Raw genomic sequence first — 13946 nt, 5'->3', positions numbered from 1 at the left:
CGATCCGGCCAGCTCCGGATAGGTCCACCGTTGACGCTTTCGACAGGTGCGCTAAATGTTCAGTCTTGCAATAGTAAAGCTGACCGCCGTCTGTAATCTAAATTGCACATACTGCTACATGTTCAACCAGCACGACCGCACATTCGAAGTTGTCCCGAGAAATATGCCTCCCGCTATCGCCGGACGCGTAGTCGATCGAATTGTCGAGCATTGCAACAAAACGGGAATAGATCAATTCACGCTATCGCTACACGGCGGTGAACCAACACTGTGGCCATACAGCTCATTTGTAGAGCTATTAGACCGAGTCGAGGCCGTCCGGCGAACAGGACTGAGACTTTCAGTCGGTCTCCAAACAAACGGCTTACGTATCTCGGATAAGCTCGCAGACTTGCTCGCGGGCCATCAGGTTTCCCTCGGGGTGAGTATCGACGGTCCACGCGACGTTAACGATAAGGCAAGGGTAACGCACAGTGGGCGAGGTTCACACGATCAAATCATGGCGACCGTACAACGACTTATTGACCGGGGACATGAGGACGCGCTTGCGGGGTTCTTGTGCGTTGCACAGCCTGATCTGTCACCAAAGATATTCCTAAATTGGATTTCCTCCTTACCTGTCCCCCGGATCGACGTTCTGTGGCCCCTTGAATACAATTATGACTCGCGACCGTGGCATGGGGGAGACGAAACGCATTACGCACGGTCGCCGCGTTACGGAACTTGGATGGCGCGCCTATTCAAGGAATGGCTGAAGCAAGACGACCCGAAAATTATGATTCGTTCATTTTACGAGATCATCTCGGTTATCCTGGGCTCGAACTATCATAGCTATTCACTTGTTAATCAAACAATCCCGATACTGGTTATCAATACAGATGGCGGCTTGGAGTACCATGACTACCTGCGCTCTTACAAAAATGGAGGAACGAGGAGTAAATTCAACATAATAGACCATAATTTTGACGAGTTCATGGCCGACCCGATGGTCAACTATCTACTGCACCTTGGCCAATTTCTCCCCTCGGAGTGCCGTCGATGCAGCGTTGTAGACATTTGCGGGGGCGGTCATTTAGCTGGCCGCGTCGGGGCAGACGCCATGCCACCGTTTCAACGATCTGTGTTGTGTCATGATCAACACCGGCTATACATGACAGCGAAAGAACTGCTCTTGGACGAAGTAGACCACGAAAGTCCTCCGCCATTCGAGACTCCATCCCAGCCAAGTGGGTGGATAAAATCCTAGCAGGCTATTTAATTGCGAGTGACTCGTTGTGTAACACGCCTGCCTAGCCCACCCAACGAGATACACATGTAACCACCGCCTGGTCTTCAAGATCGCCGACTTAAATGGGTGATTCGATCACCGTCTCCCGGGGCGGCCGAGCTAAGCCCCGAAGAAAATTGCCGCTGCTTTCAAGATCTTATTGGCCCGACGCAACTCGGCGACCTGCTTACGCAGCACTTGTTCTCCTCCGCCATCTGCGACGTTACGCAGGGCCGCACGCCCGAATCGACCTCTGAACTGCGGATCCAGCTGCGCAGCGTCTCCGCAGTCCCGATCACCGCCAGCGCCGTAATCGCCGCCCACTCCGAGGGGGTACTCGGGCCGCACCTCTGCGACCATCCGCACCGCCCGCTCCCACAACTCATCGGGTACCGGCTCGCACGTCCCATATCCTGAGTCCTCCCAAGATCGGCAGTCTCCGGACGCCGCCGGGGCGGTTAACTCGCCGGAAAACTTCGCGACCACCACCCGCGACCCAGAGTCCACGGCACCACCCTGAAAATCGTCGACCTCCTCATCATTTGCCTTAACCCGTGCATCGATGGCAGCTGCTAGCACGGCGCCTTCTGCGCCACCCACATCGACCAGGTCATGAAGCAAGCCCACCGCGCAACGCCACCCGCCGCCCACCCACTAGAGTTTTCACCAACTATTTCGCCACGTCCCCGGCCCCCGTAGCTCAGGGGATAGAGCACGGCTCTCCTAAAGCCGGTGTCACAGGTTCGAATCCTGTCGGGGGCACTGAGCGTTTTGTATTACGTCGGTTGATTCTTGACGTTTGGTCTTCGGGTGCCGGCTGACAGTGCTTCGGCTGAGGGTTGACCGTAACTTCGGTTGATGCTCGACACCCCCACGACGGTCAGCTCACGGAGGTGGCGGCACGAAAATTGCCGCGGGCGGGCCTCGCCCGCTGTGCGAGAATGGTCAGGCCCCGACCCGGAACAGCAAAGGTATTACGCATGGTCATCGCCTTGATCGTCATCATCGCCCTCGTGGTGCTGTTCGGATTGATGCTGCTGGGCATCTACAACGGACTGGTCCGGCTGCGCAACGCCTTCAAGAACGCGTTCGCCCAGATCGACGTGCAACTGACCCGCCGCCACGACTTGATCCCCAACCTCGTCGAGACCGCCAAGGCCTACCTGGCCCACGAGCGCCAGACGCTGGAAGCCGTCGTGCAGGCCCGCAACGCCGCGGTCTCGGCGAAGGCGACCGCATCGGCCAACCCCGGAGACCCCGCGGCGATGGGCCAGCTGTCGGCCAGCGAAGGCGCGCTGACCGGCGCGCTCGGCCGGCTGTTCGCACTGCGCGAGGCCTACCCGGACCTCAAGGCCAGCCAGAACATGATGCAGCTCTCCGAGGAACTGACCTCCACCGAGAACCGCATCGCCTTCGCCCGGCAGGCCTACAACGACGCGGTGATGAACTACAACAACAAGCGCGAGGTGTTCCCGTCGGTGCTGTTCGCCGGTGCGTTCGGCTTCACCCCCGCGGCACAGCTGGAGATCACCGGCCCGGAAGTGCGCGAGGTTCCTCGCATCCAGTTCTGATCGGCCGATGGACTTCTTCGAACGCCAGCGGCAGGTCCGCGCGGCGTCCAACCGGATGGTGCTGCTGTTCGTCCTGGCGGTGCTGACGATCACCGCGGTCGCCAACCTCGCGGTCATGCCGTTCGTCCTCCCCGAGCAGCGGGTGGGCACGGCGATCCTGGTCAGCATCGGTGTTCTGACGCTGATCTCCGGCGTATCGGTGGTCAAGACGCTGACGCTGCGCCAAGGCGGCGGCACCAAGGTGGCCGAAAGTCTCGGCGGGGTACGGGTTCCGGACATGCCCGCCGACCCCAAGCTGCAGCGCTACCGCAATATCGTCGAAGAGGTCGCGATCGCCTCCAGCACACCGGTGCCGGTGCTCTACTACCTGCCGCAGGAGCAGGCGATCAACGCCTTCGCCGCCGGCTACACCCCGGCGGACGCGGCGATCTGCGTCACCCAGGGCTCACTGGACCGGCTCAACCGCGACGAATTGCAGGGCGTGATCGCCCACGAGTTCAGCCACATCGTCAACGGCGATATGCGGCTGAGCCTCAAGCTGATCGGCGTGGTATCCGGGATCATCGCGCTGGCCGTCGTCGGACGGGTTCTGGCCGGGACCCGCGGCGGCTCCAGTCGCGACCGGGGCGGAGCTCCGCTGTTGATGCTCGGCGTGGTGCTGTACCTGGTCGGCTGGATCGGCGTCTTCTTCGGACGGCTGATCAAGGCGGCCGTCTCCCGGCAGCGCGAATACCTCGCCGACGCCTCCGCCGTCCAATTCACCCGGCAGACCGCCGGATTGACCGGAGCCCTGAAGAAGATCGGCGGCCTGCCTGCCGGATCGCAGCTCAACTCCCCACGCACCGAGGATGTCAGCCACATGCTGTTCGGCCCCGGGTTGCGGATCTCGTCGCTGTTCGCCACCCACCCGCCGCTGCTGGAACGCATCCAGGTCCTCGAGCCCGGCTTCAACCCCGCCGAACTCGAGCAGCTCAGACGACACTGGCAGGTCCAACCCGCCGACGGCATGGCCGAGGATGCCCGATCGATGGGCCTGGCCGCCGCACCGGCCGCGGCGCGCGCCCGGGCACCGTGGCCTCCCCCGACCCAGCCGTCGGGCCGGCCCGACTACGCCGCCACGGTCGGCAACCCCACCGCCGCGTCCTATCAGGCCGGGGCGCAACTGCGCGACGCCATTCCGCCGAAACTCGCCCAGTGGGCCCACGACCGGGTCACCGCGGTGCCGTTGATCTACGCGCTGATCTTCGACCGCAACGAGAACATCCGGCGCACCCAGCACCAGATCGTGGCCCGCGCCCACGGCAGGCAACTCGCCGACCAGGCCTGGTCCTGCGGCGCCGAACTCGCGTCGCTGGACCCCCGGCTGCGCCTTCCGCTCGCCTCGATCGCGTTCCCGGCGCTGCGCGCCCATCCCCAACCCGAGCAGCAGCGGCTGATGGCCGTCGTCGGTGAGCTGATCAACGCCGACGGCCGGCTGGATGTCTTCGAATACTGTTTGGGCACGCTGATCTTCGTCGGGCTCAGCGAATCGACGGGGTCGACGTCACCCTGGCGGAGCAGGCGGCAGAGCCTCGCCTCGGCGCGCACCGCGGTCTGTCACCTGCTGGCCGTGCTGGCGCAGACCGGCAACACCGATCCGGCCGCAGCCGCCGCGGCCTTCCGGGCCGGCATCGCGGTTGCCTACCCCGGTGAGGCCATCCCGCTGCTGCCCACCGACGGGGTGCGTGGCCTCGAACAGGTCTGGCCGGTCATCGACGGGCTGGTCGGCGCCGACAAGGCCAGGGTGGTCAACGCCGCGGTGACCACCGTGACCGCCGACGGCGTCGTCACGGTTGCCGAATCCGAGTTGCTGCGCACCGTCTGCGCGGTGTTGCACTGCCCGGTCCCGCCGGTGACCTGAGCGTCCGGCCAGCGTGACCCGTATCACAGACTTTGCACTGTCAAGCAAACTTGCATAGTTGTGCAACATAGGGCAGGCTCCCCTCAATGTCGGAGAGCGGGCTGCGCGAACGCAAGAAGTTCGCCACCAAAGAGGCCCTCGGGCGCGCGGCACTCGACCTCGCGGTCGAGCGCGGGCTCGACGCGGTCACCGCGGAGGCGATCGCGGAGGTCGCCGACGTCTCCACCCGCACCTTTCACAACTATTTCTCCTGCAAGGAAGACGCGGTGCTGTTCGAGTTGGAGAAGTCCGCTCAGCAGTTGGTCGAGACGTTCCGCGGCCGCAGCGTCGACGAGCCCGTGCTGGACTCACTGGAGGTCGTCCAGGTCGAGTTCGTCGAGTCCGCCGCCGGACTGGAGCGCATGATCGCGGTGACCCGGCTGATGGCCGCCCACCCGGCGCTGATCGCCCAGCACGTCGCGGCCAACGATTCGACCTCCCAGGCGATGCTGGCCGAGATCGGCCGCCGCTCCGGCACCGACCCGAACACCGACCTGTACCCGCGGCTGGTGTTCCACACCACCAGCGCGATCGCGCTGGCCGTCATCGAGCAGCACCTCAATGCCGGCGCCGACACCGCATCCTCACGCCAGGCGCTCGTCGACGCCATCCGTACCGCCTACGCGCAGCTCAAAACCGGCCTGCCCCAACCGAACCGTGTGACGGTGATCTGAAATGAGACAGTTTCCCCTGTTCGCCGCGGTGTCCAAAATCTGGATCCCACTGGTGATCGTCGCGGTCCTGGTCGTCGGGGGTTACGCCGTGGCCAAGGTACGCGGCGTCTTCGGCTCCCATGTCCCGGAGACCTACGCCGGCAGCATGACCGACGACAGCAACAACTCCAACCCCAAACGCGTCACCTACGAGATCTTCGGTCCGCCCGGCGCGGTCGCCGACATCAACTACTTCGATGACGAGGGCCAGACCAACCAGGTCAACGACGCGCCCCTGCCCTGGTCGGTCACGCTCGTCACCAACGCGCCGGCGATGGTGGGCAACATCGTCGCCCAGGGCACCAGCGACTTCATCGGCTGCCGCATCACCGCGAACGGCGAGGTCAAGGACGAAAGGACGGCCCACGAGGTGAGCGCCTACATCTACTGCTTCTCGAAGTCGGCATGAGCCACTCCCGGGGCAACACCGACCGCACGTTCTTCGCGCGGTGGATCCGGCGGCTGTCGATCCCCATCATCCTGCTCTGGCTGTTGCTGGTGTTCGTGCTGAACACCGCCATCCCCTCGCTGGAGGACGTCGGCAAGGCCCGCACCGTATCGATGAGCCCCAAGGAAGCGCCTTCGATGAAGGCGATGACCGAGATGGGCGAACTCTTCGGCGAATCCGACACCGACAACGTCGCGATGATCGTCCTGGAGGGCAAGGAGCCCCTCGACCGGGACGCCCACGACTACTACGACGAACTGGTCAAGCGGCTCCGCGCCGACCCGCACGTGCAGAACGTCCAGGACTTCTGGGGTGACCCGCTCACCGAGGCCGGCGCGCAGAGCACCGACGGCAAGGCCACCTACGTCCAGATCAACCTCGCCGGCAACATGGGCGAGACCCTGGCCAACGAGTCGGTGGAGTCGGTCCGCGGGGTCGTCGACGACTACCCGCCGCCGGACGGGATCACCGTCTACGTCACCGGACCCGGTGCGCTGCAAGCCGACATGAACCACGCCGGCGACCGGACCATGCTCAAGATCACCCTGGTGACCTTCGTGGTCATCATCACGATGCTGATGCTGGTCTACCGCTCGATCACGACGGTGATCATGCTGCTGATCATGGTCGGGCTGCAGTTGAGCGCGGCACGCGGCATCGTCGCCGCACTCGGCCACTACGAGATCATCGGGTTGTCGACGTTCGCGGTGAACCTGTTGGTGTCGTTGACGATCGCCGCCGGAACCGACTACGGCATCTTTCTCATCGGCCGCTATCAGGAGGCCCGTCAGGCCGGCTACAGCCGGGAGGACTCCTACTACATCAGTTTCAACGGCACCGCTCACGTGATCCTCGGCTCCGGCTCCACCATCGCCGGTGCGGTGTTCTGTCTGAGCTTCACCCGCATGCCGTATTTCCAAACCCTCGGGGTGCCCTGCGCGGTCGGCATCATGGTGGGCGTCGCGGTGGCCCTCACGCTCGGGCCCGCGGTGATGACCGTCGGCGCCCGCTGGGGCCTGTTCGATCCCAAACGCAAACTCGAGGTGCACGGCTGGCGCCGGGTGGGCACCGTCATCGTGCGCTGGCCCGGCCCGGTGCTCGCCGCGTCGATCGCGGTCGCCATCGTCGGCCTCGCCGCGCTGCCCGGCTACCGCACCAACTACGACGACCGCCAGTACATCCCGCAGGACATCCCGGCCAACGCCGGGTTCGCCGCCGCCGACCGGCACTTCTCCCAGTCCCGGCTGAACCCGGAGATGCTGCTGCTCGAAGCCGATCACGACATGCGCAACTCGGCGGACTTCCTGGTGCTGGACAAGATCGCCAAGGCCGTCTTCCGAGTGCCCGGCGTGGCTCGGGTGCAGGCCATCACCCGACCGCAGGGCACCCCGATCGAGCACACCTCCATCCCGTTCATGATCAGCATGCAGGGCGCCGGTCAGATGCAGAACATGAAGTTCCTCAAGGACCGGATGGACGACATGCTCACGCAGGCCAACGAAATGGGCAAGACCGTGGCGACCATGCGGCGCATGCACGCCATGATGACCGAGCTCAGCGGCATCACCCACGACATGGTCACCGACATGGACGACCTGCAGGGCACCATCCACGAGATGCGCGACAACATCGCGAACTTCGACGACTTCTTCCGGCCGATCCGCAACTACTTCTACTGGGAGCCACACTGTTTCGACATCCCGGTGTGCTGGTCGCTGCGGTCGATCTTCGACACCATCGACGGCATCGACGTGATGACCGAGACGATGGACTCGATGATCGGCAACATGCACAACATGGACCTGCTGATGCCGCAGATGGTCGCGCAGTTCGGTCCGATGATCGACACCATGTCGACCATGCAGGCGATGATGTACACGATGCACAGCACCATGTCGGGCATGTACAAGCAAATGGAGGAACTCGGCGAGGGCTCCACCGAGATGGGCAAGGCCTTCGACGCCGCCAAGAACGACGACTCCTTCTATCTGCCGCCGGAGATCTTCGACAACCCCGACTTCCAGCGCGGCCTGAAGATGTTCCTGTCCCCCGACGGCAAGGCGGTGCGGATGATCATCGCCCACCGCGGCGATCCCGCCTCCGAGGAGGGCATCTCCCACATCGAGCCGATCCGCGACGCGGCGATCGAGGCGGTCAAGGGCACCCCGCTCGAGGACGCCAAGATCTCCCTGGGCGGTACCGCGGCGGTCTTCAAGGACATGCGCGACGGCTCCAAATACGACCTGATCATCGCCGGCATCGCCGCGCTGTGCCTGATCTTCATCATCATGCTGATCATCACCCGTGCCCTGATCGCCGCACTGGTGATCGTGGGCACGGTGGCGCTGTCGCTGGGCGCGTCGTTCGGGCTTTCGGTGTTGATCTGGCAGTACATCATCGGCATGGAGTTGCACTGGATGGTGCTGGCCATGTCGGTGATCATCCTGCTGGCCGTCGGCTCGGACTACAACCTGCTGCTGGTGTCCCGGTTCAAGGAGGAGATCCATGCCGGTCTGAAAACCGGCATCATCCGGGCGATGGGCGGCACCGGAAAGGTGGTGACCGCCGCCGGTCTGGTGTTCGCGTTCACCATGATGTCGATGGTGGTCAGCGACCTGCGGGTGATCGGCCAGGTGGGCTCGACGATCGGGCTGGGTCTGCTGTTCGACACGCTGATCGTGCGCTCGTTCATGACGCCGTCGATCGCGGCGATCATGGGCCGCTGGTTCTGGTGGCCGATGAACGTGCGGTCGCGCCCGCCGCGGCAGGTCCGGCCCGCCGCGACCGCCGACACCGACCGCATCACCACCGGTCAGAGCAACGGCTGAGGGCGCGCCCGCTCCGCTCGCAGTTGCGCGACCAGCGCCCAGGCCGCGCAGCCGACTGCGGCCAGCGCGGCGCCGACCCCGACGAACAGCCCGTAGCCGGCCGACGCATCGACGTGGTGGCGGTGGAAGAGCACCGCGGCAGCAACGATCAACACCGAGATCCCCAGGGCCGCACCCGCGGCCACCTTCGGTGAGAGGTCACGGCCGATCATGGCGCCGGTGACCAGCAGCAGCGCCGCGAGCAGCAGTACCGCCTGGCCGCTGCCGAAGCCGTCCGGGCGGGCCATATCGCCGACCACCCCGCCGACCGCGTTGGCCCGGCCGGTCGCCGACGTGGCCCACGGCAGCCAGGTGCTGCCCGAAACGATCAGCGCGCAGAACGCGACCGACCAACCGGGCTGGGGGCGCAGCATGGCTCGACACTAACGGGTGCGTCGGACCCGCCCGGACGGGTGGTGGCTCAGCTCGGGGCGAAGACGGTCACGAACTGGTTCAGCGAGTCACGGATGTCGCCGCGCAGTGCGCCGGCGACGATCATGCCGATCGGGCCGAACAGCGCCGGGCCGCCCAGGTGCACGTCGAAGCTGACCACCGAGCCGTCGTCCTTCGGTTTGACCTTGGCCATCAGCTTGATCTTCACGCCGCCCTTGCCGTCACCGTTGAGGGTCATCGCCTGCGGCGCCTTGAAGTGCACGATCGTCCACCGGATCCGGTTGGGCATGCCCTTGACCTCGACGATCGAGTCGATGACGGTGCCCTTTTCCAACGTGTCCGGAATCGGGCTGCGCCACAGCCGGTGAATGGTCAGCCATTCCCGGTACCGGCTCAGATCCGAGGCGTGCGCCCAGGCCTCCTCCGGAGGCAGCGGGACATCGATCGCTCCGGAGAGCTTGGCCATCGGTTAGTTCTCCGGGTCGGTCTTGTTGACGGCGTTTTTCGCCGCGTCCTGCACCTTGTCCACGGTGTCGCGGTACTTGCCGTCGGTCTTCTCGTCGACGAAGTCACCGGCCTTGTCGATCGCCTGGTCAACCTTGTCGGCGTTCTTCGACAGCATGTCCTTCGCCTTGTCCAGAAAACCCATCGTGTCGTCCTTCCGTCACGAACATCATCGGTCTGCGCTGCCAGATCCTACCTGCGCCAGATCCGGCGCCGTTCACCGAGAACTGCGCCCTGGATCCACCAGGACGCCTCGACCGCCGCGGCCCCGGCCAGCCCGATGACCAGGCCGGCGGCGGTCAGCGCCACGTTGGAGGGGTCGAGCATGAACACGGTGCGCGCCAGCGGGACGGAGAGGATCACCACGTAGGCGGCGCCGGAAACCACCACCAGCAGCACCCGCCACCACTGGTAGGGCCGGGCCACCACCGCCAGCACCCACACCCCGGCGACCAACAGCGTGATGAACGCCGTCGTCGAGGCCTGCATCTGCTCTTCGGCGCTGGCCCCCGGGCCGCGGTAGGCCACCAAGTAGGAGGCGAAGGTGGCCGCACCCACCGCCAGCCCGGAGGGCAGCGCCGCGGTCATCACCCGCCGCACGAAGTGCGGTCGGGCGCGCTCGTTGTTGGGGGCCAGCGACAGGATGAACGACGGGATCCCGATGGTGAACCAGGCCGCGATGGTCACGTGGATCGGCTGGAACGGGTAGAGCAGCGGGTGGCCGCCGAACAGCTTCGCTCCCAGCCCGGCGAAACCCACCAGCAGCGCCAGCAGCACCGAATACACCGTCTTGGTCAAGAACAGGTTGGCGACCCGTTCGATGTTGCCGATCACCCGGCGGCCCTCACCGACCACGTACGGCAGCGTCGCGAACTTGTTGTCCAGCAACACGATCTGCGCCACCGCACGCGCGGCGGAACTACCGGCTCCCATCGCCACCCCGATGTCGGCGTCTTTGAGCGCCAGCACGTCGTTGACCCCGTCGCCGGTCATCGCCACGGTGTGGCCGCGCGACTGCAGGGCGTGCACCATCGCCCGCTTCTGGTCCGGACGCACCCGCCCGAACGTGGTGGCCTCCTCGAGGACACCGGCCAGTTCGGCCGGGTCGTCGGGCAACCGGCGCGCGTCGCGGGTCGACCCGCTCAACCCGAGGGTCTCGGCGACCGCACCCACCGACACCGCGTTGTCCCCGGAGATCACCTTCACCGTCACGTCTTGGGCGGCGAAGTAGTCCAGGGTCTCGCGGGCGTCGGGGCGCACCCGCTGTTCGAGCACCACCAGCGCGGCCGGGGTCACCACGCCGGGCGCGTCGGCGGCGTCCACCGCACGATCGGTGGCCCCCAGCAGCAGCACCCGCAGGCCCTGGGCGCCGATCTGCTCGGCCTGCGCCACCACCGGCGACTCCGAGTCCAGCAACACATCCGGGGCGCCGATCACCCAGTGCCCGTGCCCGGCGAAGGAGGCACCACTCCACTTGGTGGCCGACTTGAACGGCGCGACCGCGCTGACCTCCCAGTTTGGCGGTGCCCCGTGCGCTTCGGCGATGGCGGCCATGCTCGCGTTGGGCCGCGGGTCGGCGCCGGCCAGCGCGGCCAGCACCGCGTCCACCTCACGGCGGCCCTCGTCCACCCCGACGGTCTCCGACAGCCGCATGCCGTTCTCGGTCAGCGTCCCGGTCTTGTCCGCGCAGACGACGTCGACGCGGGCCAGCCCCTCGATCGCGGGCAGCTCCTGCACCAGGCATTGCCGCCGCCCCAACCGGATCACCCCGACCGCGAATGCGATCGAGGTCAGCAGCACCAGGCCCTCGGGCACCATCGGGACCAGCGCGCCGACCATCCGCAGCACCGACTCCCGGAATTCGGTGCTGACCAGTAGGTCTCGTAACTGCCGGGCCGAATCGCCCCACCCGGGTTGCAGGGTGATCAGATCGCGCAGTGTTTCAGCGAGTGTGGCGCCGAAGGTGGGGTTGTTGACGAACAGTTGGCTGTAGATGATGAGCAGTCCGGCGGGCACCAGCAGGTAGGTGACGAACCGCAGGATCGTGTTGATGCCGCTGCGCAGTTCGGATTTGACCAGGGTGAACTTGCTGGCCTCTTCGGCGAGTTTCGCCGCATAAGCCTCCCGGCCGACCCGGGTGGCTCGGTAGGCGCCGGTTCCGGCGACCACGAAGCTGCCCGACATCACCTCATCCCCATCGGATTTCGCGATCGGGTCGGCCTCACCGGTCAGCAGCGATTCGTCGACTTCGAGGTTGGCGTGCTCGATGACCTGTCCGTCGACGACGATCTGGTCGCCGGGTCCGAGTTCGATGATGTCGTCGAGCACCACCTCGCTGGGCGCCAGTTCGGTGGTGCCCGACCGGCGGCGCACGGTCGGTTTGGCCTGCCCGACGATCGCGAGGTTGTCCAGGGTCTGCTTGGCGCGGATCTCCTGGACCATGCCGATCACGCTGTTGGCGATGATCAGCAGCCCGAACATGCCGTTGATCAGCGACCCGGTGGTCAGCACGATGAGGAACAGCACACCGAGGATCGCGTTGATGCGGGTGAAGACGTTGGCGCGGACGATCTCTCCGACCGAGCGGGCGGCTCGGGTCGGGATGTCGTTGGTCTGCCCGGCGGCGACGCGCTGGGCGACGTCGTCGTCGGTGAGCCCGTGCGACTCCAGCGTGGTCGTCATCGCAGGAACATCCCCAGCCGGTTCTGGTCGTAGTACTCCAGCCGCAGCGTGTCCGGTGTGAACGTCGCCATCGACAGCGTTCCGGGCGCGACGATGCCGTCGTCGACCGGGAAGGTGAAGTCGTCGCCGCCCCAATGGGTCAGCGGCACGGTGCGGCGGTTCGGGCCGAGCGACAGCAGCAACGTGCCCTTCCGTTCGGTCACCGTGGCCGGCCCCCAGTAGTCGTTGGAGTACACCCCGGTGTAGCGGCCGAGCGGGTCGGCGGTGGCCGGGTTGTGCGGCGGCTTGGTGTCCGACAGCGTCCCGGGCGGGTGGTCGTCCTCGGTGCGGGCGGCGCGGTAGTGACCGGCCCAGTCCTCGCGGAGTTCGCCGTACTGCACCAGGTCCAGGAACTGCCCCACCAGGGTCTCCGGGACGCCTGCCGGTGCGGCGTTGGTGAGCACCACGATGCCCACGTCGGCGGCGGGCAGCGCCGCGAACGCGGCCGAGGAGCCGACGGCGAATCCGCCGGACCGGCCGTATCGGGTGCGTCCCGATGAAGTGACCGACACGTCGAATCCGTAGCCGTGGAACGCCGTCCGCGCATCCGGGCTCGGCGCCGGGACCGCGACGCTCTGAGCGGTGACCGCGGGCAGCAGGGCGTCGGAGGAAGCGATCGCACCGCCGCCGTAACGGCCGTCGGCGAGCACCATCGCCAGCCAGCGAGCCAGGTCGTTGACCGACGAGCTGACCCCGGCGGCCGCCGACTGCGGGTCGTGGTCGCCGCGGTAGCGCGGCCGGTAGCCCTCACCGTCGTTGACGTGGCCGATCGCCCGGTCGGGCCGGCGCGTGTAGTCGGCGTAGCGCGAGCTGGTGTCGTCCATGCCCAGCGGCCGGTAGAGCACGCTGGCGGACAGTTCCTCCCACGGCGTGCCGGCTGCCGCGGCCACCGCTTCGGCGGCAGCGGTGACGCCGAAGTCGGTCTCGGCGTAGCTGTCCCGGAACGCCGACAGCGGCAGTTGGCTCAGCCGGGACAGCACCTGCCTGCGATCGTATCCGAGGGCTTGGAGCTGATCGCCCGCGCCCGCGGGCAGCCCGGAGCGCCCGGCGAACAGGTCGCCGATGCTGACGTGGTCGTTGACGTAGGGCTCGGAGAGACCGAACCACGGCAGGTACACCCCGGCCGGAGTGTCCCAGTCCACGACGTCCTCGGTCACCTCATGGGCCACCACTGTCGCGGCGAGTGCCGAGGACAGTCCGGCCACCTGAAAGACCGTGTCGGCGTTCACCCGGTTGCCGGAGTCGTCCGGGAACCGGGCGTTGCGGACACCGAACCCCTTGGCGTAGACGGTCTTCCCGCCGTGGACCACCGCGACCGCCATGCCCGGGATCCCGGAGTCGGCCATCAGGTCACCGGCGAGGTCGTCGAGTTCGCCGACCGCGTCGTCGATGCTCCCGCCCGGGATCCCGGCGCCGACATAGCGGTCCGGCGGGGTGTCGGTCAGCGCGGGCGGCGACGAGGAGCAGCCGGACACGACCAGCAACACCGTGAGTGCGGCCAGCGCCGCGCGGATCGACATCGG

The 13946-nt window shown here is 66.2% G+C and carries 10 protein-coding genes, 1 tRNA gene and 2 pseudogenes; 7 read left to right on the top strand and 6 right to left on the bottom strand.

Annotation, left to right across the window (positions count from 1 at the left end):
• Positions 1–55 precede the first annotated feature (55 nt).
• Complete coding sequence (locus AWC30_RS18300; RefSeq protein ID WP_085109532.1) at positions 56–1246, top strand: radical SAM protein; 1191 nt, start codon at positions 56–58, stop codon at positions 1244–1246.
• Between the two features lie 115 nt (positions 1247–1361).
• Here the strand turns inward: AWC30_RS18300 and AWC30_RS18040 are convergent.
• A pseudogene (locus AWC30_RS18040) lies at positions 1362–1677 on the bottom strand (transposase); the annotation flags it as partial.
• Positions 1678–1956: 279 nt separating this feature from the next.
• On the opposite strand from AWC30_RS18040, the gene AWC30_RS07280 reads away from it, so the two are divergent.
• The 6 genes and pseudogenes from AWC30_RS07280 to AWC30_RS07255 all read left to right on the top strand — a co-directional run.
• Positions 1957–2029 (top strand) — tRNA-Arg (locus tag AWC30_RS07280).
• A 218-nt stretch (positions 2030–2247) separates the two neighbouring features.
• Positions 2248–2838, top strand: a complete 591-nt coding sequence (locus AWC30_RS07275) for a LemA family protein (protein ID WP_207568408.1) — start codon at positions 2248–2250, stop codon at positions 2836–2838.
• A gap of 7 nt (positions 2839–2845) precedes the next feature.
• Positions 2846–4738, top strand: a complete 1893-nt coding sequence (locus tag AWC30_RS07270; RefSeq protein ID WP_085109531.1) for a M48 family metallopeptidase — start codon at positions 2846–2848, stop codon at positions 4736–4738.
• Positions 4739–4824: 86 nt separating this feature from the next.
• Positions 4825–5451 (top strand): TetR/AcrR family transcriptional regulator, encoded by a 627-nt coding sequence (locus tag AWC30_RS07265; RefSeq protein WP_085109530.1) that lies wholly within the window; start codon positions 4825–4827, stop codon positions 5449–5451.
• A gap of 1 nt (position 5452) precedes the next feature.
• Positions 5453–5899 (top strand): MmpS family transport accessory protein, encoded by a 447-nt coding sequence (locus AWC30_RS07260; RefSeq protein WP_085109529.1) that lies wholly within the window; start codon positions 5453–5455, stop codon positions 5897–5899.
• Positions 5896–8809 (top strand): annotated as a pseudogene (locus AWC30_RS07255) (MMPL/RND family transporter); the annotation flags it as partial. The gene AWC30_RS07260 and the pseudogene AWC30_RS07255, both read left to right, overlap by 4 nt.
• Here the strand turns inward: AWC30_RS07255 and AWC30_RS17365 are convergent.
• From AWC30_RS17365 to AWC30_RS07230, 5 genes are read right to left on the bottom strand one after another with little or no spacing between them, the layout of a single operon-like run.
• Positions 8751–9179 (bottom strand): hypothetical protein, encoded by a 429-nt coding sequence (locus AWC30_RS17365; RefSeq protein ID WP_109561967.1) that lies wholly within the window; start codon positions 9177–9179, stop codon positions 8751–8753. The pseudogene AWC30_RS07255 and the gene AWC30_RS17365 sit on opposite strands and share 59 nt — an antisense overlap.
• Positions 9180–9226: 47 nt before the next feature.
• A complete protein-coding gene (locus AWC30_RS07245; RefSeq protein WP_085109527.1) occupies positions 9227–9664 on the bottom strand; it encodes a type II toxin-antitoxin system Rv0910 family toxin in 438 nt (145 codons plus the stop codon).
• A 3-nt stretch (positions 9665–9667) separates the two neighbouring features.
• A complete protein-coding gene (locus AWC30_RS07240) occupies positions 9668–9847 on the bottom strand; it encodes an antitoxin (RefSeq protein ID WP_085109526.1) in 180 nt (59 codons plus the stop codon).
• Between the two features lie 47 nt (positions 9848–9894).
• Entirely contained in the window at positions 9895–12384 is a 2490-nt protein-coding gene (locus AWC30_RS07235; RefSeq protein WP_085109525.1) for an HAD-IC family P-type ATPase, read from the bottom strand.
• Positions 12381–13943, bottom strand: a complete 1563-nt coding sequence (locus tag AWC30_RS07230) for a serine hydrolase (protein ID WP_085109524.1) — start codon at positions 13941–13943, stop codon at positions 12381–12383. The genes AWC30_RS07235 and AWC30_RS07230 overlap by 4 nt, the downstream gene beginning before the upstream one ends.
• Positions 13944–13946: the final 3 nt, after the last annotated feature.

Origin of the sequence: Mycolicibacillus trivialis, assembly GCF_002102395.1 — a bacterium.
Classification (GTDB): Bacteria; Actinomycetota; Actinomycetes; order Mycobacteriales; family Mycobacteriaceae; genus Mycobacterium; species Mycobacterium triviale.
This window is presented reverse-complemented; position numbering and strand designations above follow the sequence as displayed.